Source organism: Neobacillus sp. NRS-1170 (assembly GCF_050468025.1).
This window is the reverse complement of the sequence record NZ_JBITPF010000019.1, coordinates 1-25,149: the sequence shown is the minus strand read 5'-3', so window position 1 is coordinate 25,149 and position 25,149 is coordinate 1. Positions and strand designations below refer to the sequence as shown.

At 41.6% G+C, this 25,149-nt stretch carries 18 protein-coding genes; 16 read left to right on the top strand and 2 right to left on the bottom strand.

Annotated elements, in window-relative coordinates:
* The first annotated feature begins 59 nt into the window (after positions 1-59).
* The 10 genes from ACIFOT_RS07735 to ACIFOT_RS07690 all read left to right on the top strand — a co-directional run bounded on the left by ACIFOT_RS07735 (position 60) and on the right by ACIFOT_RS07690 (position 13,381).
* Positions 60-2,300, top strand: coding sequence for an alpha-galactosidase (locus tag ACIFOT_RS07735; RefSeq protein ID WP_430063686.1), 2,241 nt, complete (start codon positions 60-62; stop codon positions 2,298-2,300).
* A 153-nt stretch (positions 2,301-2,453) separates the two neighbouring features.
* Positions 2,454-3,290 (top strand): DMT family transporter, encoded by an 837-nt coding sequence (locus ACIFOT_RS07730; protein WP_430063684.1) that lies wholly within the window; start codon positions 2,454-2,456, stop codon positions 3,288-3,290.
* A 158-nt stretch (positions 3,291-3,448) separates the two neighbouring features.
* Positions 3,449-4,630, top strand: a complete 1,182-nt coding sequence (locus ACIFOT_RS07725) for a galactokinase (protein WP_430063682.1) — start codon at positions 3,449-3,451, stop codon at positions 4,628-4,630.
* On the top strand, positions 4,631-5,620 hold the full coding sequence (galE, locus tag ACIFOT_RS07720; RefSeq protein WP_430063680.1) for a UDP-glucose 4-epimerase GalE: 990 nt from the start codon (positions 4,631-4,633) through the stop codon (positions 5,618-5,620).
* 4 nt (positions 5,621-5,624) lie between these two features.
* Positions 5,625-7,106: a UDP-glucose--hexose-1-phosphate uridylyltransferase gene (gene galT, locus ACIFOT_RS07715; RefSeq protein WP_430063827.1), complete on the top strand. Its 1,482-nt coding sequence runs from the start codon at positions 5,625-5,627 to the stop codon at positions 7,104-7,106.
* A 30-nt stretch (positions 7,107-7,136) separates the two neighbouring features.
* Complete coding sequence (locus ACIFOT_RS07710; RefSeq protein WP_430063678.1) at positions 7,137-8,195, top strand: aldose epimerase family protein; 1,059 nt, start codon at positions 7,137-7,139, stop codon at positions 8,193-8,195.
* A 3-nt stretch (positions 8,196-8,198) separates the two neighbouring features.
* The gene (locus tag ACIFOT_RS07705) at positions 8,199-9,191 is read left to right on the top strand and encodes a LacI family DNA-binding transcriptional regulator (RefSeq protein WP_430063676.1); all 993 of its coding nucleotides are present in this window, start codon (positions 8,199-8,201) and stop codon (positions 9,189-9,191) included.
* Positions 9,192-9,346: 155 nt separating this feature from the next.
* Positions 9,347-10,348 (top strand): sugar-binding protein, encoded by a 1,002-nt coding sequence (locus tag ACIFOT_RS07700; protein ID WP_430063674.1) that lies wholly within the window; start codon positions 9,347-9,349, stop codon positions 10,346-10,348.
* Positions 10,348-11,829: a sensor histidine kinase gene (locus ACIFOT_RS07695; protein ID WP_430063672.1), complete on the top strand. Its 1,482-nt coding sequence runs from the start codon at positions 10,348-10,350 to the stop codon at positions 11,827-11,829. The genes ACIFOT_RS07700 and ACIFOT_RS07695 overlap by 1 nt, the downstream gene beginning before the upstream one ends.
* Positions 11,804-13,381 carry a response regulator gene (locus tag ACIFOT_RS07690; RefSeq protein ID WP_430063670.1) on the top strand — a complete coding sequence of 526 codons (1,578 nt, stop codon included), beginning with the start codon at positions 11,804-11,806 and terminating at the stop codon, positions 13,379-13,381. Before ACIFOT_RS07695 ends, ACIFOT_RS07690 begins: the two co-directional genes overlap by 26 nt.
* Positions 13,382-13,551: 170 nt before the next feature.
* Here the strand turns inward: ACIFOT_RS07690 and ACIFOT_RS07685 are convergent, their stop codons facing one another.
* Positions 13,552-14,955: an ATP-binding protein gene (locus tag ACIFOT_RS07685; RefSeq protein ID WP_430063668.1), complete on the bottom strand. Its 1,404-nt coding sequence runs from the start codon at positions 14,953-14,955 to the stop codon at positions 13,552-13,554.
* 6 nt (positions 14,956-14,961) lie between these two features.
* Positions 14,962-15,636, bottom strand: a complete 675-nt coding sequence (locus tag ACIFOT_RS07680; RefSeq protein WP_430063666.1) for a response regulator — start codon at positions 15,634-15,636, stop codon at positions 14,962-14,964.
* A gap of 329 nt (positions 15,637-15,965) precedes the next feature.
* Between ACIFOT_RS07680 and ACIFOT_RS07675 the strand changes: the two genes are divergently transcribed.
* From ACIFOT_RS07675 to mglC, 6 genes are all read left to right on the top strand, one after another.
* Positions 15,966-16,586, top strand: a complete 621-nt coding sequence (locus ACIFOT_RS07675; RefSeq protein ID WP_430063665.1) for a hypothetical protein — start codon at positions 15,966-15,968, stop codon at positions 16,584-16,586.
* Positions 16,587-16,731: 145 nt separating this feature from the next.
* Positions 16,732-18,819, top strand: a complete 2,088-nt coding sequence (locus tag ACIFOT_RS07670; protein ID WP_430063826.1) for a hypothetical protein — start codon at positions 16,732-16,734, stop codon at positions 18,817-18,819.
* 13 nt (positions 18,820-18,832) lie between these two features.
* The gene (locus ACIFOT_RS07665) at positions 18,833-20,803 is read left to right on the top strand and encodes a beta-propeller fold lactonase family protein (protein ID WP_430063663.1); all 1,971 of its coding nucleotides are present in this window, start codon (positions 18,833-18,835) and stop codon (positions 20,801-20,803) included.
* 261 nt (positions 20,804-21,064) lie between these two features.
* On the top strand, positions 21,065-22,129 hold the full coding sequence (gene mglB, locus ACIFOT_RS07660; RefSeq protein ID WP_430063662.1) for a galactose/glucose ABC transporter substrate-binding protein MglB: 1,065 nt from the start codon (positions 21,065-21,067) through the stop codon (positions 22,127-22,129).
* A gap of 348 nt (positions 22,130-22,477) precedes the next feature.
* On the top strand, positions 22,478-23,980 hold the full coding sequence (gene mglA, locus ACIFOT_RS07655; protein WP_430063660.1) for a galactose/methyl galactoside ABC transporter ATP-binding protein MglA: 1,503 nt from the start codon (positions 22,478-22,480) through the stop codon (positions 23,978-23,980).
* Between the two features lie 12 nt (positions 23,981-23,992).
* A complete protein-coding gene (gene mglC / locus ACIFOT_RS07650; RefSeq protein ID WP_430063658.1) occupies positions 23,993-25,015 on the top strand; it encodes a galactose/methyl galactoside ABC transporter permease MglC in 1,023 nt (340 codons plus the stop codon).
* Positions 25,016-25,149: the final 134 nt, after the last annotated feature.

Below are 25,149 nucleotides of genomic sequence, written 5' to 3'. Positions count from 1 at the left end.
TTTTTATGATGAACCCCCTATTTTCAAAACAACATTCATTTAGAAGAAGGTGAAGTTTTATGCAAATACATACGAATTTAGAAAAACAGCAATTTCATTTGACAAATGGTCAGGTAAGCTACATTTTCCACGTGATGAAGAATGGGCAGCTAGGTCATCTCTATTTTGGCAAAGCAATAAGGCATCGAAGCGATTTTTCCCATTTGCAGCAGTATGATGTACCAACCCCCGCCAGCTGTCATGTTTATGCAGACAATCCAGCTTTTTGTCTCGAGACAGTTCGGCAGGAATACCCGGCCTACGGAAATTCGGATTTCCGGGAACCCGCTATCAGTCTAACCAAACAGAACGTTAACCATGTTCCCGATTTTAAATATGAATCGTTTCGTTTGCTGGAAGGTAAACCTCGTCTTGAGGGGCTGCCGGCAACTTATACAGAAGACTTCAGCGATGCAAACACACTCCAAATCATCTTAAAGGATGCGGTGTTACAAGCAGAATTAACCTTAAATTATACTATTTTCCGTGAAAAGCCAGTGATTACGAGAAGCGCCTTCTTGAGAAACAACGGTCAAGAGGAATTGTCGATTGAAAGAATAATGAGTGCATCGCTTGATTTGCCTGATAAGGATTTTCAGTTTGTTCATTTAGCCGGGACATGGTCACGGGAACGGCATGTAAAGGAAAGAAAACTTGAAACTGGAATCCAGTCCATTTCTAGTCTGCGCGGGGCAAGCTCTCACCATCATAATCCATTTTTAGCATTAAAAAGACCATCTGCGACGGAGCATTCAGGTGAGGTATACGGCTTTAATTTTGTTTATAGCAGTAATTTTCTCATGCAAGTGGAAGTAGATCATTATGACACGGCGAGACTGACAGTTGGAATTCATCCATTTTGCTTCAGGTGGTCTTTAAAGCCGGAGGAATCCTTCCAAACACCTGAAACAGTGATGGTCTATTCAGAACAAGGGCTAAATGGAATGAGCCAGGCTTTTCATGATCTTTATCGGAAAAATTTAATCCCAGCTCAATGGCAGAAGAAGGAACGGCCAATCTTGATTAATAACTGGGAGGCCACCTACTTTGATTTCAATGAGGAAAAGCTGGTGAACATCGCTAAGTCCGCCAGTGAATTAGGAATCGAATTGTTTGTGCTTGACGATGGCTGGTTTGGCAAAAGAAACGATGATACATCCTCACTCGGTGATTGGCATGTGGATTTAAATAAGCTTCCCAATGGGTTAGAGAGTGTCGTTCAAAAAATTTCTGCGTTAGGCATGAAGTTTGGTCTGTGGTTTGAACCTGAGATGATCAGCCCTTACAGTGATTTATTTAGAGAACATCCGGATTGGGCGGTTGGTATGCCGGAGCAGCGTACACTTGGCCGCAATCAGCTGGTTCTTGATTTTTCAAGGCCGGAAATCGTTGATTATCTATACGAAAAAATGGCCGACATTATTAGACAGACAGACCTTGCTTACATTAAATGGGATATGAATCGCAATATTACAGAAGCCTTTTCGCAAAAATTAGCTCCAAATCAGCAAGGGGAGTTTTTCCACCGCTATATTTTAGGCGTTTATCGACTTTACGAACGGTTAACCAGTGAATTTCCTCAGGTGTTGTTTGAATCATGTGCGGGCGGGGGCGGACGGTTTGATCCGGGAATGATGTACTACGCACCACAGGCGTGGACAAGTGATGATACGGATGCCGTCGAAAGGCTTAAAATCCAATACGGAACATCATTTGCTTATCCGGTCTACAGCATGGGATCTCATGTTTCGGCCATTCCGAATCACCAAACATTAAGGACCACGCCATTATCGACGAGAGCGAATACGGCTTACTTTGGAACCTTTGGCTATGAACTGAATCCTCTTCATTTAACAGAAGAGGAACGTCTGGAAATCAAAGAGCAGGTTTCTTTTTATAAAAAGCACCGTGGGTTAATCCGCGACGGTAAATTTTATCGCCTGCAAAGTCCGTTCGATGGAAATGAGACAGCATGGATGGTCGTCAGCCAGGATCAATCAGAAGCATTAATCGGCTACTACAAGGTTTTGGCAACCCCGAATTCTCCAAAGCAGCAAACATTAAAGCTTAATGGGCTGGATGAAGCGAAGTTTTATCAAGTGGCTGAGAGCGGCCAGTGCTGCTATGGAGATGAACTGATACACGCAGGCCTTCTGCTTCCAACGGAGTTCAATGGTGTAAACAGCCAAAGTGCCGAGCGTGGAGGGGACTTCCAATCACATGTTTTTCATTTGACAAGTATAGAGGGCCGGATCGATTAAAGGAAAAGGATACTGATTCCAAAAACTACTTTTAGGATCAGTTTTTTTTATCAAAGCCTCTTTTTCTAACCAGAAAAAAAAGGATTGCGAATCCTTTGTTACTGGATTTAAAATGAGTATGTATCAAGACAAGATAGGGAAGAAGGTTTCAGCATGTGGATTGCTGCAGCATTGATAACTACCTTAAGCTTCGGAACGAACAATACTCTATTTAAATGGAGTACAAGCCGCGGCTTGTCCAAGGTGCATATTCAGTTTTTCTTTTATTTTACAGCTTTTTTGCTTACGCTCGGGTATGGGATTGCGACAGAGCAATTCCAGTTTAATCTTTATGCCGTCATCCTTGGAGGACTGATTGGGATTTTAAATGCCAATGGCAATATTCAAATGTCAAAGGCATTCGAAAAAGGGCCCGCCAGCCTAACTTCACCGCTAATCGGCGCAAATGCCATCCTGCCGATCTTCGGAGCAGCGATAATCTTCCATGAAAATATCAGCCTTCTCCATTGGGTAGGGATTGCCGTTATCTTAGGCTCGGCAATGGCTATTCAATATTCGCCGGGACAGAGCAGGGGAACAGAGTACGGTCCATGGCTATTCCGGGTACTTTTGGCTATCCTGTCCTTCGGTATCCTGGGTATATTAATGAAAACAACATCCTTTTTGCACATTAGCTCGTTCAATACAATAACTTGTATGTACGGTGTAGGAAGTGTGTATCTAGGAATAACAAGCATTCGGGAAAAGGAAACCTGGCAGCGATCGGAAGCCAATATCGGTTCTCTAGTCGGATTGGTCAGTGTAATAGGCTACAGCTGTTATTTTTACGCGCTGCAGATAGGGACTGCAAGTATCATCTTCCCAATCGTCAGCCTGAATTGTCTCGTTGTTATCCTTGCAGGCTGTTGGTTTTTTAAAGAAAAATTAAAACGATATCAGCTTATAGGCATATTTTCTGCCATTCTCGGAATTATTTTTACAAAAATATGAGATTGAAAGCAGCTCCATTGGGGGCTGTTTTTTTATATTCAAAGATTAGCAAAAAAACAGTTAATTATTTAGTAAAAATTTTAGTAAAAATAATTGTTTAATTTTACTAACAGGAGTAAAATTGAATTAATGATAATTTGCCTGGAGGGGACTGCCACATGAACTTGACGATGCTAAACACAACCTTTGAAAACGTATTCCATACTTTACCTGAAAGAGCCTTTTTTGCCCCTGGCCGGATAAACTTAATTGGCGAACATACCGATTACAATGGCGGCCATGTATTCCCATGCGCGATTACCTACGGTACTTATGCGGTTGCAAGGAAGCGCGAGGATCAGCTTGTACGAGTGTATTCCATGAACTTCGCCGAAAAAGGAATCATCGAATTTAACTTAAATGAACTTGAATACGATAAACATCAAAATTGGGCCAATTATCCGAAGGGGATGATTCGGTACATTATTGAAGCAGGATATGAGATTCCCTCAGGATTTGAGTGCGTCATACAAGGGAATATTCCGAATGGTGCCGGACTTTCTTCATCTGCTTCCATTGAGGTGTTGACTGGGGTTCTGGTGAACGGCCTGTTTGAATTAGAGCTCCCTAGACTTAATCTAATCAAGCTTGGCAAAAAAGTCGAAAACGAATTTATTGGCGTGAACAGCGGGGTCATGGACCAGTTTGCAATTGGGATGGGCTTGAAGGATGCAGGGATTCTACTAGATTGCCAGAATTTGAAATATGAATACGCACCGATTCATCTCGAAAATCACAAAATCCTAATCATGAATACAAACAAGCGCCGGGAGTTAGCAGATTCTAAATATAACGAACGGCGGGCTGAGTGCGAAGAAGCACTAGCCCAGCTGCAGTTAAAACTGCCGATTGAAGCGCTTGGTCAGCTATCGGAAGAGGAGTTTGATACAAATCAATCCTTGATAACCAACGAAATCGTCCGTAAGCGGGCGAAACATGCCGTCTATGAAAATATCAGAACCCTGAAGGCTTTGAACGAACTAAAAGCCGGGAATGTGGAAGCCTTTGGCCAATTGATGAACCAATCGCATATTTCCTTGCGAGACGACTATGAAGTAACGGGTGTAGAACTCGACACGTTAGTGGAAGCGGCTTGGAATCATCCAGGAGTCCTTGGGGCGCGGATGACAGGTGCAGGCTTTGGCGGCTGTGCGATTGCCATTGTTGCCAATGAAGAGGTTGAGCGATTTATTGCAAACGTTGGCGCAGCCTATCTTGACAAGATTGGTTACGAAGCCGATTTTTATGTTGCCAGCATTGGCGACGGAGCGAAGGAAATTGAAATGGAGGAGGCGCTTTAAATGAGTATTCTTGTTTTAGGAGGGGCCGGTTATGTAGGCTCGCACGCTGTTTACCAGTTAATCGATCAAGGCTTTCAGGTAATCGTAATTGACAACCTGCAAACAGGCCACCGGGATGCAGTACATTCGGAGGCGCGCTTTTATGAAGGGGATATCCGAAGCCGTGAGTTCATGCGGTCTGCTTTTGAAAAAGAAAAGATAGAAGCTATCCTGCATTTTGCCGCAAACTCCCTTGTCGGCGAATCGATGGTCGAGCCGTTAAAATACTTTGATAACAATGTGTACGGCACCCAAATTGTCCTCGAAATGATGAAGGAATTTGGCGTTAAGCACATTGTCTTTTCGTCCACAGCTGCCGTGTACGGGGAGCCAAAGGAAGTGCCGATAACAGAAGAAGCCCAGACAATGCCAACAAACACCTATGGGGAAACCAAATTGGCGATGGAAAAAATGATCGCTTGGTGTGAGAAGGCATTTGGAATCAAATATGTATCCCTCAGATATTTTAACGTTGCCGGGTCCAGAGGAGACGGGCAAATTGGCGAAGATCACAACCCCGAAACACATCTCATTCCCGTTGTCCTAGAAGCAGCATTGGGAAAAAGACCGGCAGTTACCATCTTTGGAGATGACTACGATACCGCAGATGGTACGTGCGTCCGAGATTATGTCCATGTCGAGGACTTAATTGAGGCTCATCTTTTAGCTTTGAAATTATTGCAAAATGGCGGAGAGAGCCATATTTTTAACCTCGGCTCAAGTCAGGGCTTCTCTGTAAATGAAATTGTTGAGACAGCTAGAATGGTAACAGGAATAGATATTCCGGTCCAAATGGGGGAACGACGCTCCGGTGACCCGAGTACGTTAATTGCCTCTTCTGAAAAAGCAGGGCAGGTACTTGGCTGGAATCCATCAAGAACATCGATACAGCAAATCATCAACGATGCCTGGAACTGGCATAAGCATAATCCGAATGGATATCAGAGGTGAGGAAATGATTTATCAATTGATCCAACAACTAGTGGAAAAAGCGCTCGAGGCTCAATTAATAGAGAACGATGATGAGATATATGCACGTAATCAAGTTCTTTCGCTGCTTCATATAGCAGACTATAAGGAACCCGAACCAGGAAAGAAACTATCCATACCAGATTTGCTTGATGAAATCGTTGATTATGCCTGCGAACAGGGAATCATTGAAGATCTCTTTGATGAAAAAGAAATTTTTTCAAGTAAAATCATGAACTGCTTTATGGCAAGGCCATCCACCGTGAATCAGCTTTTTTATCAAAAATATCAACAGGACCCATGGGAAGCGACGCAGTATTTTTATAAATTAAGTAAAAGCAGCAATTACATCCAAATGAATCGGATTCGAAAAAATATTGAATACAAGGCTGAAACGATATTCGGTGAATTGGACATTACGATTAATTTATCAAAGCCGGAAAAAGACCCAAGAAGTATTGCTGCCGAACGGGCAGCCATGAAAAATGAATATCCGAAATGCCTGCTATGTATTGAAAATGAGGGCTATGCAGGGAGGGTTGGCCACCCGGCCCGCTCTAATCACCGCATGATCCGGATGAAGTTGTTGAATGAAAATTGGTATCTCCAATATTCACCATATGTCTACTACAATGAGCATTGTATTGTTTTATCGGAAAAGCATACCGATATGAAAATTAGCCGGGCGACGTTTCAACGATTATTATCCTTTGTAGAGCAGTTCCCGCATTATTTCCTTGGTTCGAATGCAGACATCCCAATCGTGGGCGGTTCGATTTTATCGCATGAACATTACCAAGGCGGGAATTATGAATTTGCCATGGCGAAGGCGGAATCTGATTGGACATTTGATATGGCAGAATTTCCGAATGTAGAAGGAGCCGTTGTAAAATGGCCGATGTCGGTGATTCGGCTGCGCTCAGAAGATAAGGCCGGCCTTGTTGAGGCTGCGGACCATATTTTAGCTAACTGGAAAAATTACAGCGATGAAGCGGTTGGAGTTTTAGCATGGACGGGAGAGTCTTCGCATAATACCATTACGCCGATTGCCCGCAAAAAGGGTGAAGTATTTGAACTCGACTTGGTTTTACGAAACAACCGGACAAGTGAGAAGCATCCACTTGGAATCTTCCATCCTCACAGCGATGTTCATCATATTAAGAAGGAAAACATCGGTTTGATTGAAGTGATGGGATTGGCTGTGCTGCCAGCCCGCTTAAAGGAAGAGCTCAAAGAAGTGGAGGATTTTGTAGTTGGGAAAGAAGTACTGGTTGCGGACCATCATTTAAACTGGGCAGTAGAATTAAGAGACCGCTATCACGCTATTGCGGATGAATCAAATGTGGAGTCACTGGTAAGAGAAGAAGTCGGAAATAAATTTTTAAAGTGTTTAGAGGATGCCGGTGTGTTTAAATGGAATGAAGAAGGTGCTGCTGGATTTCGCAAGTTTATTCGAACCTTATCATGAGAAGCCCTCGAAAAAATGGAGTGAGATTAGATGAAGATAATTGATAAATTAGTTGGCAATTATGATGGGCAGTCTGTGATTGAATATACGCTTTCCAACGATTCGGGGATGACGGTCTCATGTCTAAATTACGGATGTGTAATCACCAAAATAATCGTTCCAGACCGACAAGGAAACTTTGAAAATGTGGTGCTTGGTTTTGAGGAGTTTGAGGACTACCTCGACTTGTCCCCTTACTTTGGCTGCGTTGTCGGACGGGTAGCCGGCAGAATTAAAGGTGCTCGGTTCGAATTGGACGGAAAGGAATACTTGCTCGCAGACAATGAACATCCCAATCACTTACACGGCGGGAAAAAGGGATTTAATTCAGTGATATGGAAAGCAGAAAAAATAGAGGAAGATGAAGAAGTTGGTCTAAAGTTTTATTACTATAGCCCAAATGGGGAAGAAGGCTATCCAGGAAATCTTAACATCTTTGTAACCTATCTTTTAAACAATAAGAATGAACTGGTTATTACCTATGAAGGGAAAACCGATCAAAAAACCTTGGTCAATTTAACGAATCATTCGTATTTTAATCTGAGCGGCAATCTAAAAAGAGATTGTACCGAGCATATCCTTCAATTAGAAAGCGACCGGTTTTTGGAATTGGGTAAAGATTTGATTCCGACTGGAAAAATGATTGCTGCAAAGAATACTCCATTTGATTTTCAGCATGGGCGCAGAATCCTTTCAGGAGTGAATTCGGTACATCCACAAAATGTGCTGGCCGGAAACGGATACGATCATCCGCTTATTTTTACCGGAAATGGTGAAAATACCATCGTATTGAGCGATGAGGAAAGCGGTCGGACGCTGATGGTAACGACGGACCAGCCTTGTGTCGTTGTTTATACTTCGAACCAATTAGAAGGACCATTTTCGATTTCTGGTGTCAGGGCCAGAAATTATCTAGGCGTCTGTTTGGAAACACAAGGACTTCCTGATGCCATTCATCAACCGGAGTTTCCGTCTGTCATTTTAAATCCTGAGGATGTATACTATTCCACAACGAAATATCGCTTTTTTGCTAACACATTAGGAGACTAAAATATGGCCACCATTAAAGATATTGCACAAATAGCGGGGGTATCGATTGCCACTGTATCAAGGGTGCTCAATTATGATACGACGCTCTCAGTCAGCGATGAAACGAAAAAAAGGATTTTCGAGGTTGCCGAGGAGCTATCTTATAAGAAGAAAACCGCGTCCCGAAAACAGGAGTCAGGCAAGATTGCTCTCTTGCAATGGCATTCAGAAAAAGAAGAGCTAGAAGACTTATACTATATGTCCATCCGGCTGGGGGTGGAAAATCGCTGCCGGCACCATGGAATCCAAGTGGTAAAGTATTTTCAAGATAATTACGATGATTTAAGAGAAGATGAGGTTCAAGGGCTCATCGCCATCGGAAAGTACAGCAGCAAGCAAGTGAAAGAACTATCAGCGATTACGAAAAATATCGTCTTTGTCGATTCTTCTCCAGATGAAGAGAAATATGATTCCGTTGTGATTGACTTTGAGAAGGCAACCGAAAAGGTCCTTGACTATTTTCTAGAAAAGGGTCATGAACGTGTCGGCTATATTGGCGGCAGGGAGATTTTCAAAGATAAAACTTCCAAAATAGAAGACCCCAGGGAAAGGATGTTCAAGAGCTATTTAGCAGAAAAAGGCTCTTTGAATGAAGCGTTTATGTACATTGGTAACTTCTCCGTGGATGCTGGCCATTCTTTGATGAAACAGGCCATCCAGGAACACGGAGAAAATCTGCCCACCGCCTTTTTCACCGGAAATGACTCGATTGCAGTCGGTGCTCTCAGGGCTTTACTCGAGGATGGAGTATCTGTTCCAGATCGCGTGAACATCATCGGCGTAAACGACATCAGCATATCCAAATATGTCTTTCCGTCGCTTAGCACCGTAAAGGTATATACTGAACTCATGGGAGAAACAGCCGTTGATACATTGTTGGAAAGAATAGAAGGCAGAAAAACAGCCAAAAAAACATTCATCGCAACAAAACTCATAATTAGAAATAGCAGTTTCTAACCCAAAAAGGCCAAACTGTCCGCCTGGGGCAGACAGTTTGGCCTTTTTGTCTTTTTGTGGTGCCTGACACCATTAGCACCTTCTGCCATTGTCGAAATTTGGTGTGTTACGTATAATATGCTTATCTAATCAGGTATTTGGAATGGTGGTGTTTTATGGGCAGGTTGTCCATCATGGCGTATTCGTTTGGGGTTTTGTTTTTTCTTGTCAGTTGCTCATTTGCTAGTTTTTATGGATATAAGGTTGTAACCCATGATTTGCCTAAAGAGGAGAAAACAGTAGAAAAGTATAATTATCACTTTGTGCTAGTGTCCCAGGAATTGGATAACGAGTATTGGAGACTTGTCGAGAAAGGGGCACGAGCGGCAGCAAAACAATATGGCGTTCTGCTTGAATATGCCGGCCCAAAGCAGGCTAACATTGAAGATCATGTTAAAACAATTGAAATGTCGGCAGCCTCCAAGGTAGATGGAATTATGACTCAGGGATTAAGTGATCAGCAATTTACGCCCCTGATTAACCGGGTCGTATCTAAGGGAATCCCAGTTATAACTGTTGATACAGATGCCGCTAATAGTTTGCGTCTTGCCTATATTGGAACGGATAATTATTTTTCGGGATTTCTAGCGGGTAAGGCCTTGATACAGGATACAAAAGGGCAAGCCAACGTTGCCATTATTACAGGGAGCTTTTATGCAAACCACATGCAGCAGCGGGTTAAGGGGTTTCAGGATGCCGTAAAGGGTGAAAAAGGAATCCATATTATTACAGTAGAAGAATCCGAGATTAGCAGAGTAAAAGCGGCGGAAAAAGCGAATCAAATTTTGCAGGATCATCCTGAGGTCAACGCATTTTTTGGGACAAGTGCTTTAGACGGTATTGAAATCGCCCATGTGGTCGAGAAATATAAAAAACAGGATCAAATTTATATCATCGCCTTTGATACACTCCCGGAAACTCTTGATTACATTCGAAAAGGCACAATTAAGGCAACAGTTGTTCAAGAACCCTATGAAATGGGATACAAAGCTGTAAAAATGATGATTGACCTAAGAGAGGGGAAAACCGTTCCTCCAATTGTTCATACAGATACCCGGATTTTGAGAAAAGGGGATTTACCGGTTAATTACCACGTGAGATTGGAGGGGAACCGGTAATGTTATTCCGCATCAGATCGAAATTACTTCTTTACTTTATCGTTCTAGTGGTATTGCTGACATCTGTAGGATTCTTTTTTTATAGCAGCAGTGAAAAATTAGTGAATGAATATGATAACAGCTTCGAACGATTTCTCCTGCTTAACAATATCTCACAAAGAACAAATTTAATTACCGAAAATCTCCACGCTTATATTTTAGAAAAAGATGAATCCTATCTTAAAGACTATCGAAAAGAAAAGGTAAAGCTGATCAAGGACCAAAAGCGGCTTTTTAAAGTCATTAACACAAATGATGTTACACTTTCAAATTATAACAATATGATTGACAGTTTTTTGGATGAAGGCGATGCCACTGTGGGCGCATCTCAAAAAGATGAGATTAACCAGTATTCCAGTCATTTTAATGAAGTATTAAAAATTAACTCCTTCCTTCAAGAAAGCACACTAGCACTGTTAAATAATAAGCTAACGGACTATCAAAAGTTATATAATCAAATGGAACAGCAAAACCATTATTATAAACTCATGTCGATTTCCTTGTTCGCGGCTGCTTTTTTCCTTAGCACCTTGCTGGCCTTATGGATATCTGGCGGGATTACCAAGCCGATTAGATTATTATCACAGGCAGCGAAGCAAATTTCGAAGGGAAATCTGTCCGGCGAGGATATTAAAATTACCACAAAAGACGAGCTCAAGCCATTAACGGAAACGTTTAACCAAATGCGCGCAAACCTTAGGCAGCTCGTTACAGAAATCAAACAACAAGGTGAACTGGATAAGCTTTTAAAAGAATTAGAGTTAAAGAGTCTGCAAAACCAAATTAATCCTCATTTTTTATTCAATACATTGAATACGGTTTCAAAAATGGCGTACTTGGAGGAAGCGGAACATACCTCGAGATTGATTGAAGCTGTTGCGGCTCTGCTGCGGTATAATCTGAGCGATTTAGATAAAGCTTCAACGCTTAGAGATGAAGTTCGGATTGTAAAAGAGTACTTTTTTATCCAAACAACGAGATTCGGAGAGCGGATTCAATTTATCACAGATATTGAGGATGATTGTTTAGATATCGAGATTCCTAGTTTAACACTGCAGCCGCTCATAGAGAACGCTTTCATTCACGGTGTTGAGGAATATGAAGAAAATGCCGAAATCCGCTTAAATATTTACAGGAAGCGGGACCGGATTTATGTGGAAGTCATTGATAACGGCGAAGGGATGGACACCGCCACAAAAAACAAATTGCTTCAATATGCGGAGGGCGCTATCGCTGAAGAGGGATTTGAACGTGAAAAATCAAAAGGGCATTCCAACGGGATTGGCGTAAAAAATGTAATTAGAAGACTACAGCTTTTTTACCAGCGAAAAGACATAGTTGAAATTGAGTCTGAATTGAAAAAAGGAACAAACTTTAGACTGACAATTCCTGTCGCGGCCAAAGGGGGAAGCGAGCTTGTTGAAAGTTCTTATAGTGGATGATGAAGTTCTTGAAAGAAAAGCGGTTGCCATGATTTTAAAAAACTCTTCAGAGGACGTAATGGTTATTGGTGAGGCCCCCAATGGGAGAAGGGCGATAGAAATGGCAGCGGAGCAGCGGCCGGATATTATTTTTATGGATATCAAAATGCCCGGAATCGATGGCGTACAAGCCGTGAAGGAAATCAGAAAATTCGATGCGAACATCCGCTTTATCATGGTTTCGGCCTTTAATACCTTTGAATATGCCAAAGAAGTGATGCAGCAAGGAGTGAAGGAGTACATCTTAAAGCCGAGCAGTAAGCAGGATATTCTTGAAGGCCTTAAGCGTGTAGCCGATGAAATCCATGCAGAGCGAAAACAAACAGAAGAGCAGAACAACTTGCGGGAAAATTTGACCCGGGCCGTTTCGATTGCCCAAAAAGAATGGGTAACATCGCTGTTAATGAACCAAGTCCAGGATATTACCTTTGATGAATGGGGGCAGCTTCTGGGGGCAGAAATTATTTCGGGCCACGTGATGCTCTTTTCCCTTCAGCCAGCAGGGAAATCTGATTTCACGAACAATAAAAAACAATATTGGTATTCGTGGCTTAAGGATACCCTTAAATCCGTTGTGAAAAAGCATGAGATCATTATTGGACCAATTACAGACACACAAGTGCCAGTTGTATTCCTAACATCGGAAAAACTCCATTTCAAAACGAATGCCCAACAAATCTGTGATAACCTGATTAATTTTTTCAAAAAAGAAGACTTTTCAGGTGATTTACGGATCGGAATCGGACATCCATACAGCCAAGCACAAGAGCTCAATAAATCCTATCATGAAGCGGTTTTGGCGCTGGAGCAGCTTGCTAAAACACCTAATCGTATGTTTTTATTTTGCGACAAGAAGGGAAATGCCTTTGAAATGCCTGCTGAATCTGGTTTTCTTGAAATAGAAAAAAAGTTGTTAGATGCCGTTCGGCAAGGTGATGTCAATCAGGTGTTGTTCATTTTTGATTCTTTTGTGACCAAGGTCGAAACGAACAAGGATTTAAAAGCTTCATTAGTAAAAAAATCCTTTGATGAATTGTTTATTCTCATATCTCGAATGCTTCATGATTTAGGCATTATCTACGAAGGAACCCCTGTGATCGAAGGGTCGGAGGATATCGGGGTGATTTTTGAAAAAGGGAAAAAACATTTACTTGAGGTTGTGCAGCAGGTTCAGATTTGGCGAAACAATCATGCCAAGGGAATGCTGCATAAAGCGAAGGAATATATTGAAGAGCAATATTGCGAAACGATTACCTTAGAATCTGCAGCAGAATATGTAGAACTCAGCCCGTTTTATTTTAGCAAGCTATTTAAAGATCGATTCGGGATGACGTTCATTGATTACTTGACGGAAATTCGAATCAAGCATGCCAAGGTTGAAATGACCGACCCGGCCAAAAGCTTAAAAGAAATCTGCTATTCAGTCGGCTACAAAGACCCTAACTATTTCAGCCGTGTGTTTAAAAAGGCTACAGGCTTATCGCCGACCGAATTTCGTAAAGCGACTGTGTGAAATTCTAATATCCAATCAGTATTACCTTTTGATAACTGAGGTAAATAGATCAAACAAACGTCTTTATCCGAGATTAATAGGGGTTATTTAAAAGACCAATTCCCATCTTGGGATTGGTCTAATCTTTTTAACAGGAAAACAAAGGGGGAGTCGTCCCTCCTACTCGATTTTTATTGGCATTCAGCAAGCAACTTTACTATTACACTAGTTCCTTCATCCGGCTTACTGTGAACCTCAATTGTACCTTTGTGAACTTCAACAATCCATTTACACAAAGCCAATCCCAATCCAGTCCCCCCTTGACTTCTTGTCCGTGATTCGTCCGCGCGGTAAAATCGCTGAAAAATAAAAGGCAAGTGTTTCTCTGAAATCCCAATTCCATTATCAATGATATTAATATAAATAAATTTTTCCTTCCTGTTTGCCTTTATTTCTATTATGCCGCCTTCTGGGGTGTACTTAAGAGCATTTTCAATCAAGTTAATAAATAATCTTCGTAAAAGATCTTCATCCCCATACAAATAGAATGGATCAGGTATTTGAAGATGTAATTCGATCTGTTTTTTTATTTCCAATGTTCGTAAATGATGTCTAACTTGTTGGAATAAGAGTATTCCGTCAACTGTTTTTCGTTCTATCAGATTTGAATTCGAGGTATTTTTTGATAAATATAAGAATTTTTCTACCATATCAGATAAATAGATGACCTCTTCTAAAACAGAATATAGGACATCTTTATATTCCTCTTCAGAGCGGGATCTATTCAAAGCCACATCTAGTTCTCCTCGAATTATTGTTAAGGAAGTGCGAAGTTCATGGGAGACGTCCGAAGTGAACTGTTGGATTTGAGTAAAAGAGCCTTCTAGTCTGTCAATCATGCCATTCAGCGTTTTTGATAAGTCTTGCAATTCATCTTCTGGCCCTTCAATAGGCATCCGTTCGTGCAAACTCGCTGCAGTAATGGCATTCGTCGTACTGATGATTTGATGAATAGGCTTCAGCGTTTTTTTCGAAATCAGCCATCCCATCATGATCGATATTCCTAGGAATACAAAATTGCAGATGATAATAATGTTCCGTAACTGATCAATGGCGAAATGCCGGATCCTGTCGTTTGTAGCAACTGTGATTCTGTATGTTAATTCATTATGTGATATCAGTTGCATGGACATTGCACGAAGCGGTATTCCATTTAGCTCGGGGTCCCAGCTGAAGGTATTCTCGTCCATCTTCTTTAAAGTTTCTGAATCGTAGATGCGTTGACCGTACAAATTGCTAGATTCTGCAATGATTTGCCCCCGTTCATTTTCAATTTGCCAATAGATCGATTCTTGGTTTACCCTTTCAAAACTCGGCAATCGATTGATATGGTGTTCGATTTTAGAATATGAATCCTCTTCCTCCAAACAATAGGCAATCAAACCAAGTTCTCGGGTCAGCAGCGAATCGACTTCTTTGGTAACCATTTCAGAAAATGTAAAATATAAGAATCCGCTAAATAGGAATAAAATGAAAATAAACATAATTGAATGCCAAAATGAAATTCTCCATATGATGCTTTTTAAAAATTTCATGATGGTTTATTCTTCACCCTTGATCATATAACCAATACTATAAACCGTTTGTATTAGTTTTATATCAAAGTTTTTGTCGATTTTATTTCTTAAGTGATTAATATAAACATCAACTACATTCGTTCCTATGTTGTAAGCATCCGTCCACACACGTTCCAGAATTAATGTTCGAGACAAAATCTTACCGGCATTCCTCATGAAAAATTCCAAAATAGCAAATTCCTTATTGGATAGGAATATATGGTGTCCCCCGCGAGTCACTTCTCTAGTAGAAGGATTCAACGTCAAATCGGCTACTTGTAAAAGAGGTGACAACACTTCCTGGTGTCGTCTTAAAAGACACCGTATACGAGCTAATAATTCCGTAAAAGCAAAAGGCTTTGTCATATAATCGTCTGCCCCTAAATCGAGTCCCTCCACCTTATCTGCCACGGAATCTTTAGCACTTAGAATAAGTATAGGGACATTTCTTCCATTCACCCTTAGTTCCTTTATCAACCGCATTCCATTTTTCTTCGGAATCATAAGATCCATAATAATAAGATCATAATCTTCTGCATAAGCAAGCTCGGATGCCATTTCACCATCGTTCGCTACATCTACAACATAATGGTGCTCTTTTAATCCTTGCGATATAAAACGGGCTACCTTTGTCTCATCTTCAACCAATAACAACCTCATCCCATTTCCCCCAACAAAATTACTCTTTTTATATGTCGATAGTGATAATCATTATCAATAAGTTGCTAACAATATCTTAAATTGATACTCTATTTTGGTCAATCGGGAAATCGTTTCCATAGAAAAATCTGCTGACAGCTTCTCTTCTTCAAGCGCGTTTATTTTATCTCTGAACTTACTTACATTAACTTTAAATCATTAAACTTTTTTAATTTTTCCTTAAATAGTTTTTAAGATTTTTTTTGTAACATATCGCTATTAGTAAATTAAATGATAATGATTATCATTACCGATTTCCTGTTTATATATATAATCTGGGGGGCTTTAAGGTGCAAAATCAAAATAATTTTGGAAAATACGTTTTTCATCATTTAGTTGTTTTAATGCGTATTCTATTTGGGATAGGCTGGTTATTAGCGGGAGTAACGAAAATTTTAGGTGAAGGGGGTTCTTCTGGACATTCTTGGTTTGCTCAACCCGGAGTATTGCTCAGTGATTACTTGGTGAAATCATTAGATAAACCGAATGTACCTGAGTTTTATAAATTTTTTATAGAAGAGGCAGCCTTGAAGCATGTGATGGCATTAAATTATACCATTCCCATCGTTCAGGTGATGGTTGGTTTATTTCTCATCGCCGGGTTTATGATCCTTCCATCCATTCTGTCATGTCTCCTTATGCATATAAATTTTCTTCTTTCAGGAAACATCAATATAATGAGCCTTACCCTTTATACAAGCGCCTTTGGATTGTTACTAAGCGGGCGAAAAATGTATGGTTTTAGCTTGGATCGATATTTCAAGTTAGAGCATACGATCCCTAAATTTATAGAACGGAATTCTCAAGACGATTTTAAAAAACTTTTGCAAGGCAGTATTAACGAGATTGCAAGTTCTGTTGAAAAAGCTCAGGTATCCCAAAATGAGCGGATCGAACAATTAAATAAATAGATTCAATGTATAGGATAAAGGACTTAATTTCATAAATTAATCTATTTTTAATTGATAATGAAAGTTATTCTCAATTAAAAATAGATAATAGAAAAATAATTAAAATCTAATATAGAGGCATAAATGAAGGGTGAGAGGAACGATGATGGAAAAACAACCATGGAAAGTGATGACCACAGTGGCATTGGCTTCGTCGCTTTTATTAATGAGCGCCTGCTCAAACGAGAAATCAACCGTCAAAGAAGATACAAAAGCAGAGACGAAAACAAAAAAAAGCAGCGTATCTGTTCCAGTGACAGATTATACATTTGATACAGCTTCGAATATGTTTGCTTATGCAGAATTTGAGCTCTCCGGAGAGCCATTAGTAGAAGGCCTCGGCTTAGATTTAGATGTTCTTGATGCAAGAAAGCTTGATCAGCCTTCCAAATTTGACTACACAGCGGGTGTAGAATCATATGAATATTCAGAAGAAGCGATGTATGAAGTGACGGAGAAATCCGGTATGGGCTTACATTTAATCCACGGACCGGCGGTTGCGGAATTAGCGAAGAAAGCAGGAAAAGACGCACCGGCTATGCTGGGTGAACGTTTTTACGAACTGGCAGACAGTGTCGGATATCCCAAAGATGAGTTGTTTAGGAATATGTTTCCGACATTAATTGAATATTCCTCCGGTGACCCGCACTACATACAAAAAGTGGATACAAATGTTTATGCAGAAAATGACGATGACTCCTATGTCCCAATGTATCAGGTGAATTTTGAAACGTTGCGCTGGGGCAGGGCAAAGATGGAAAAAATGTTAAATCCGTCAGCATATGGAGCAACCTTCTTGAAGCAGGCGCTTTGGTCTGGAGACTTTATGGGAGGCTTACATAAAGTAGACAGCGATGAAGAACTTGAAGCGGTATCACTGAAAGATGATGATGATGCAAACATCGCACTGGGGGTTAGTTCAGCTGATGGGATGCAGGGAGCTATTCTGACGGAACAAATTTGGAACAAGCTGGCCTACATTCGCGACGGATTATTTTATGATACAGCTAAAAAGCAGCTGACGGCTGGGACTGGAAGTAAATATAATCCGGCTAATGGCTTTGTTTATTTACCGCACCAAATCGAAGTCGTGGAAGACGGCAATGATGAGATGCCAAACGCCAAACAATTGACCGTAAAAGATGCACGAAGCATGCTGCAGGACCAATGGCTGATGTTATGGCCGGCATCCGAATTTTACGGCATGACAGATCAGCGTCCGGAAAACAAAGCGCAAAACCCGGCGTTTTTAGCTGCCTTTGACGGAAAACCGTTTCCAAGTGCAGCTAAGGAGAATGTGGACAAATCTGCTGCCAACGATGTAAAAGCGTCAGATCCATATTCCATCAACCGCGATGTGTTGCTCCAAGTCTTTAAAAATATCGATGCCATGCACTTTAACAATGAAGCGGGAGCTTTTATCGATCAACATGACGGAAAGACACAGGGAGCCCATGTAGATACATTCCAGGCCGGATACACGACAGAGGCACTAAGAATGTTCCAGCGCGCGATTGACGGTCTTCCTGTCGGATACGCCAATGGTGAGGATGCAAAAGGATTAGAGACAGAAGAAGGAAAGCGTGCTCTGGAAATGATTAAAAAGCAGGCCGACTTTATCATCAATGAGTTAAAACGTGAAGATGGCCTAGTTGCAAACGGCTATACGATCGGAAAAGGCCAAGACGACACAGAGCCAGCGTTAGATGCCCAACTAGGAGCGATCAGAGGCTTGACTGGAGCATTCTTAGCAACGAAAGAAACTAAGTACCGCGATGCTGCCCGTGAATTATACCAGGCGATGGATGAGAAAATGCTCGATAAAGAAACAAATTTATATTACACAAGTAAAGATGAAATGAAATATAACCCAATGACAGCAGGGGCTTTATCAGCTGTCTTCCGTGTTGCCTTAAATAATTTATACAATACGGACGGAGATCAAGAGACATTTTCAGCTCTGGACCGTGAAACGATTATCTCCCGCTATGTTGCTTTTTACGATACGGTAATTGACGGTCCATCATTACAGGAAGGAATGCAAGCAAGTGAGTTCTGGGATACAGGAGATGCTTATATTGAAGGTAAAAAGCTTGGGAATACCGACAAAGACAATGTTCCGCAAGTACAGGCAGGACACGGGAAATATGGAATTGCCCCTGTTTTAGTGAACGTAGAAGTGAAGAAACGTTAAGGAAGGTAACATTATGAGCTGGAAGAGACTTTTGCAATTGACGATTTTATCTGTAACCGCCATTATCGCTGCAAGCTGTGTGCGGGAACAGGCGGTCACGACCAAAGAGGTCCATCGCGACCATGCGGTCCACAGCGATAATATGGTGCTAAATGACAAAGGGGATACACTTTATGTTGCCAATATAGATGTGGACACCGTATCGATCCTTGATGTAAAAACGAAAAAAATACAAGCAGAAGTTTCGGTCGGAAAACAACCGCAGCAGTTAACAGTAAGCCCTGATGGCCAATATGTTTATGTATCGTGTTTATTTGATAACCAAGTAGACGTTATTTCCACAAAAAAGAGGAAAGTGGTCGACTCCATAGAGGTTGGCATTCAACCATTCGGGCTTGTCACAAGCCCGAATGGTGATACACTTTATGTAGCAAACTATCAGTCTGGTACCCTATCTATCATTGATACAAATGAGAGGGAAGTAAAGAAGGAATTAAAAATTGGTGACCGTCCTCGAACGCTTGCCATGACAAAGGATGGGAAAAAGCTATATGTTCCTCATTATTTAGATGGCAATATTTCTGTCATCGACACAGGGGAAGACAAAGTGACAAAGACTATTACCTTGGCCAATTCACCGGATCAGCCTGACCGTAAGAAAAGCCAAGGGATTCCGAATACGTTTGAGCAGTTTGTAATATCGCCTGACGGGAAAAAGGCGTTTGTTCCACACTTGTTAACGAATATCGATACACCTATAAATTTTGAAGAAACGATTTTTCCTGGAGTGTCCGTTATTGATCTGGAAAAAGATGAAGAAATCGTAGCTGAACGAAAAGAGCTCTTTGACGAAATGAATATTCGCGATGTAAAAAATGAAACCATCATTGTAGCGAATCCCTATGATGTAGCCTTTCAGCCGGATGGAAGTAAAGCCTATGTGGTGATGTCGGGCAGCGAAGACCTTGTCGTCTTTGATTTAACACGCGGCGGAAATGCGACACAGGTTTTGCGCCGCATTAAAGGAGACAACCCACGGGGGATTGTCATTTCAAATGATGGAAAGACACTTTATATCCATAATGCGATGAGTCATAATTTAGCGACGATTCAAACAGGGGGAGACAGCCCATACGCACGGGCCACCATGTCAGGGGAACCTGTAAAGCTGATTAAAAAAGATTCTCTGTCAAAAGAGGTGCGGGAAGGTAAAACAATATTTTACAGTGCCAACAGTGGTGAATTTGCTTCAAGCATTACGGGGAACAACTGGATGAGCTGTGCCTCGTGTCATGCCGATGGGGACATGAATCGCTTAACGTTAACGACGGCAAAAGGTCCACGCAATATTCCAAGCAACGTGGTGACGATGGAAACAGGGCTGTTTTTGTGGGATGGGTCACGGAATGAGTTTACGGATTACATTCATACTGTCCAAGGCGAAATGGGAGGCATGACGGAACTTGATCCTGCCAAACCGATACCTAAAGATGTACAGCACATGTATGATGCGCTCCAGGCTTTTTTGAAAGATCCAAACTCGTTTCCACCCCCACAAAGTCCTTATCGGAAAAAAGATGGCAGTTTAACAAACACAGCCAAAGAAGGAGAACAATTGTTTAACGGAAAAGGAAACTGTCTAAGCTGCCATGGCGGGGAGTTCTTCACTGACAGCGGCAAGGCTGTGAATGGAAATGGGGAGCTGACGGAGCGGAACACAAACTTTCTCCATGATATTGGAACAGGAAGCAAACTCGATGTTCCATCAAAAGGAGATGCACGCGGTCAGTATCAAAACCCGCGTGATGGAAAAAAGTTTGATACCCCAACTCTAAGAGGTGTGTGGGCAACAGCACCGTACTTTCATGATGGCAGCGCCAAGACTATAGAGGATGCAATTGAACGTCATGGAAATAACAGCATTCCGGAGCTATCTTCATGGGAAGTGAACGCCATTGCCGAATATATTAAATCGATTGAATAGTCGAAACCTGCCGTAAAAGCGGCAGGTTTTTTTTTTAACGGGCAGGTGCATAGAGGTGGGTGTTTTTTTACAAATATTACATTTACATTAGAAAGCGTTTGCAAAAAAGTCTAGATAATCACAAATATGTGCTATAGTTTTGAACTATTGCGAAAATACTCCTGATGCTAACATATGTGTAAGGGCTTACAGGGAGGCTGAGTTAAGCAGGTTCTTAGTGCTTACCAGAGTCTTTACAAAAAGTAAAAGGAGAATGATGACATGGTGAAAAAGAAAAAAGGCTTAGTTCTATCATTAACAATTGCATCTAGTATTCTATTAGCTGCAGGCTGCAGCAGTTCAACCAGCGGTTCTGGCGATTCTGCAGGCAGCAAAGACAGTAAACTTCCTGCAGTAGGTGCAACCATCTATAAGTTTGACGATAACTTCATGAGCTATGTACGTCGTGCGATGGAGAATTCCGCAAAAGGCAAAGTAAACCTAATGCTGAACGACTCCCAAAACGACCAAGCAAAACAAATTGAGCAAGTGGACACATTGATCGCAAAAGGTGCGAAATCTCTTGCTATTAACCTAGTAGATCCAAAAGCAGCACAAACTATCATTGACAAAGCGAAACCAAAAAATATTCCAGTAATCTTCTTTAATAAAGAGCCGGATGCCAATGTTTTAGCTGGCTATGACAAAGCTTACTATGTAGGAACAACTTCTTCTGAATCAGGTGTCATCCAGGGTGAGTTGATTGCAAAAGCTTGGGAAGCGAACAAAGCTAAATGGGATAAAAATGGAGATGGCAAGCTTCAATACGTATTACTAAAAGGTGAGCCAGGACATCCAGATGCGGAAGCACGTACGAAATTCGCCGTTGATACTGTAAAAGAAAAAGGTATCCAAGTTGAAGAATTAGCAATGGATACAGCTATGTGGGATGCAACAAAGGCAACTGAGAAAATGGATGCTTGGTTAGCAAAATACAGCGACAAAATTGAGTTCGTTATCGCTAATAACGATGGTATGGCACTTGGAGCAATTGCTTCCCTTGAAAAAGCTGGATTCTTCTCTGGCGACAAATTCATGCCAGTTGTAGGTGTTGACGCGATTCCGGAAGCACTTGAAATGATTGAAAAAGGCAAAATGGTTGGTACAGTCTTAAATGACGCGAAAAACCAAGGTAAAGCAACGGTCGAGCTTGCTACGAACGCTGCAAAAGGCAAGGATGTTTTAGACGGAACTTCTTGGAAGCTCGACGATAAGAAAGCAGTCCGCGTTCCTTACGTTGAAGTAACAAAAGACAATATCCAAGTAGGTAAAGACGCTTATAAGTAAGAAAAGCGGAAGCGCCTTGAACAGGGGCGACAGGCATAAGACGAGCCGGCGAGAAGGCTGCTTTTTAGCTTCTTGACTGATTGGCTTATGACCCCCCGAGCCCCTAGGCGCTGGAGCTAGACAGTAAGAAAAGCGGAAGCGCCAGTCCAGGGTTCAGCCCTCAGGCGCTCCTCGAACGAAGGAAAAGATGTTGCTTTTCCTTCGTTCGGGGCATTGCTTCAAAGAGTACCCCCTTTGAAGCAGGACATCGCCCTATATATTTGATAAATGAATACTTTTAATGAATAGATATGAGACGAACTTTCAGGGTCTCATATTTTTTAAATGGTTAAGTGAGGAGGTTCGCTCATGGCAGAAGCTAGTTCAACTAATTTACTCGAAATGCTGAATATAACGAAACGATTCCCTGGCGTTATCGCCCTTAATAATGTATCTCTCAAAGTGAAGGCGGGATCGGTGCATGCTTTGATGGGGGAAAACGGGGCAGGAAAATCAACCTTAATGAAATGCTTATTCGGAATTTATTCGATGGATGAAGGCAAAATTCTTTTCGACGGAAAAGAGGTTTCCTTTGTCAATTCGAAGCAGGCGCTTGAAAACGGCGTTTCCATGGTGCACCAGGAATTGAACCAAGTACGCCAGCAAAATGTAATGGATAATTTATGGCTCGGCCGTTATACGAAAAAAGGTATTTTTATAGATGAAAAGAAAATGTACGAGGACACGAAAGCGATTTTCAAAGGTCTTGATATTAACATCGACCCTCGCAGCAAGGTCAGCACGCTTTCCGTTTCCGAGATGCAGATGGTGGAAATCGCCAAAGCTGTTTCTTACGGTTCCAAAATCATCGTAATGGATGAGCCTACCTCATCTTTAACAGAGAATGAAGTCAACCATCTCTTTAAAATCATCAAAAAGCTGCAAAGTGATAATGTTGCCATCATCTATATCTCGCACAAAATGGAAGAAATCTTAAAGATTTCCGATGAAGTCACCATCATGCGTGATGGTCAGTACATTTCGACAAAAAGCGCGAAAGAACTAACGACTGACGAAATCATCAAACTGATGGTCGGCCGTGATTTATCACAGCGCTTCCCTGCAAAAATCAACAAGCCGGGCGATATGATTTTAAAGGTTTCTAACTTAACAGCAGAAACGCAGCCTTCCTTTGTGGATGTGAACTTTGAACTCCGAAAAGGCGAAATTTTAGGAATCGCAGGCCTCGTAGGCTCGAAACGGACGGAGGTCGTCGAAGCGATTTTTGGAATGAGAGCTTTGAAATCCGGAACAATTGAATTACATGGTAAGACGGTCAAAAATCATTCACCGCAGCATGCCATTAAAAATGGCTTTGCCCTTGTAACGGAAGAGCGAAGATCCACTGGAATCTTTCCAGAGCTAAGCATCAGCTTTAACTCGATTATTTCTAATTTGGGTCAATATCGAACAGGTCCGTTCCTGTCTGATAGTAAGGTGAAGGAAGATACACAATGGGTGATTGATTCAATGAAGGTTAAAACACCTACACAAAAAACATCAATCGGAAGTCTTTCTGGCGGTAACCAGCAGAAGGTTATTATCGGCCGATGGCTGTTGACTAAGCCGGACATTTTATTGCTCGATGAACCAACACGGGGAATTGACGTAGGAGCTAAGTTCGAAATCTATCAACTTATTAACCAATTAGCAGCAGACGGAAAAGGCATCATCATGATATCTTCCGAGATGCCAGAGCTTTTAGGGGTTACAGATAGAATTTTAGTAATGAGTAATGGAAAAGCAGCTGGAATCGTGGAGACGTCTTCAACTTCGCAAGAAGAAATCATGCGATTAGCAGCTTTGTATTAGGAGGCGATGGAAATGAATACGCAAGCTTCAAAAAAATCGAATGTATCAAAATGGCTTGTTGATAATGTTATTTATGTAGTTTTAATCCTATTGGTAGTCGGTATCGTCGTTGCATCTCCTGATTTCTTATCGATGACCAACTTAATTAATATTTTGGCCCAATCTTCATCAAGGATCATCATTGCACTTGGGGTTGCAGGTATCCTGATTACAGCAGGGACGGACCTATCTGCTGGACGGATGGTCGGTCTTGCCGCCGTTATTTCAGCATCTATGCTGCAGGCTGGCGATTATGCTTATAAGATGTATCCTAATTTGCCTGATCTGCCGCTATTTGTACCGATTTTAATCGCAATGGCTGCAACAGGCCTAATCGCTGCCTTAAATGGTGTGATTGTATCTAAATTTCACGTTCCTCCATTCATCGCTACATTAGGTATGATGATAGGTGTATACGGTTTAACTTCGATTTACTTTGACCGCCCTCCATATGGAGCACAGCCAATCGGCGGTTTAAGCGAAAAATTTACAACCTTTGCCCAGCGCGGAATTAAAGTTGGTTCATATGAATTCCCGTATCTTATTCTTTATGCCATTATCGTTTCTATCATTATTTGGGTGATTTGGAATAAAACGCAGCTTGGTAAAAACATGTATGCGATTGGCGGTAACCCAGAAGCAGCTAAGGTTTCTGGTGTAAACGTCGCAAAAAATCTTATTATTATTTATACGATTGCCGGTCTTCTTTACGGCTTAACTGGTACACTTGAAGCAGGACGTGTTGGCAGTGCAACGAACAACACTGGTAACATGTACGAACTAGATGCGATCGCAGCCTGCGTAGTCGGCGGCGTATCCCTATCAGGCGGTATCGGATCTGTTCCTGGCGTCATCACTGGGGTTCTCATTTTCCAAGTTATCAACTACGGACTAGCGTTCCTAGGAGTAAGCCCATACATCCAATTCATCGTAAAAGGCCTAATCATCATCGTCGCAGTCGCTTTCGACATGCGCAAACACGCGAAGAAAAAATAATAAAAAACAGGGTGTCAGGCACCACTTGTGGACATTTGTCCGGCGGTGGAGGACGCCCTTTTTTGTGTTCAGATACATAAACCCGCTACGTGACTGAATTCTGATCCTGACCTCGTTTTGGGTAACGTAGAACC

Coding starts and splice junctions, on each gene's coding strand:
- galE (WP_430063680.1), top strand. CDS start 4,631: ATGAGTATTCTTGTTTTAGGAGGGGCCGGTTATGTAGGCTCGCACGCT.
- ACIFOT_RS07680 (WP_430063666.1), bottom strand. CDS start 15,636: ATGAGGTTGTTATTGGTTGAAGATGAGACAAAGGTAGCCCGTTTTATA.
- ACIFOT_RS07685 (WP_430063668.1), bottom strand. CDS start 14,955: ATGAAATTTTTAAAAAGCATCATATGGAGAATTTCATTTTGGCATTCA.
- ACIFOT_RS07725 (WP_430063682.1), top strand. CDS start 3,449: ATGAACTTGACGATGCTAAACACAACCTTTGAAAACGTATTCCATACT.
- mglC (WP_430063658.1), top strand. CDS start 23,993: ATGAATACGCAAGCTTCAAAAAAATCGAATGTATCAAAATGGCTTGTT.
- galT (WP_430063827.1), top strand. CDS start 5,625: ATGATTTATCAATTGATCCAACAACTAGTGGAAAAAGCGCTCGAGGCT.
- ACIFOT_RS07695 (WP_430063672.1), top strand. CDS start 10,348: ATGTTATTCCGCATCAGATCGAAATTACTTCTTTACTTTATCGTTCTA.
- ACIFOT_RS07670 (WP_430063826.1), top strand. CDS start 16,732: ATGGAAAAACAACCATGGAAAGTGATGACCACAGTGGCATTGGCTTCG.
- ACIFOT_RS07710 (WP_430063678.1), top strand. CDS start 7,137: ATGAAGATAATTGATAAATTAGTTGGCAATTATGATGGGCAGTCTGTG.
- ACIFOT_RS07705 (WP_430063676.1), top strand. CDS start 8,199: ATGGCCACCATTAAAGATATTGCACAAATAGCGGGGGTATCGATTGCC.
- mglA (WP_430063660.1), top strand. CDS start 22,478: ATGGCAGAAGCTAGTTCAACTAATTTACTCGAAATGCTGAATATAACG.
- ACIFOT_RS07700 (WP_430063674.1), top strand. CDS start 9,347: ATGGGCAGGTTGTCCATCATGGCGTATTCGTTTGGGGTTTTGTTTTTT.
- ACIFOT_RS07735 (WP_430063686.1), top strand. CDS start 60: ATGCAAATACATACGAATTTAGAAAAACAGCAATTTCATTTGACAAAT.
- ACIFOT_RS07665 (WP_430063663.1), top strand. CDS start 18,833: ATGAGCTGGAAGAGACTTTTGCAATTGACGATTTTATCTGTAACCGCC.
- ACIFOT_RS07730 (WP_430063684.1), top strand. CDS start 2,454: ATGTGGATTGCTGCAGCATTGATAACTACCTTAAGCTTCGGAACGAAC.
- mglB (WP_430063662.1), top strand. CDS start 21,065: ATGGTGAAAAAGAAAAAAGGCTTAGTTCTATCATTAACAATTGCATCT.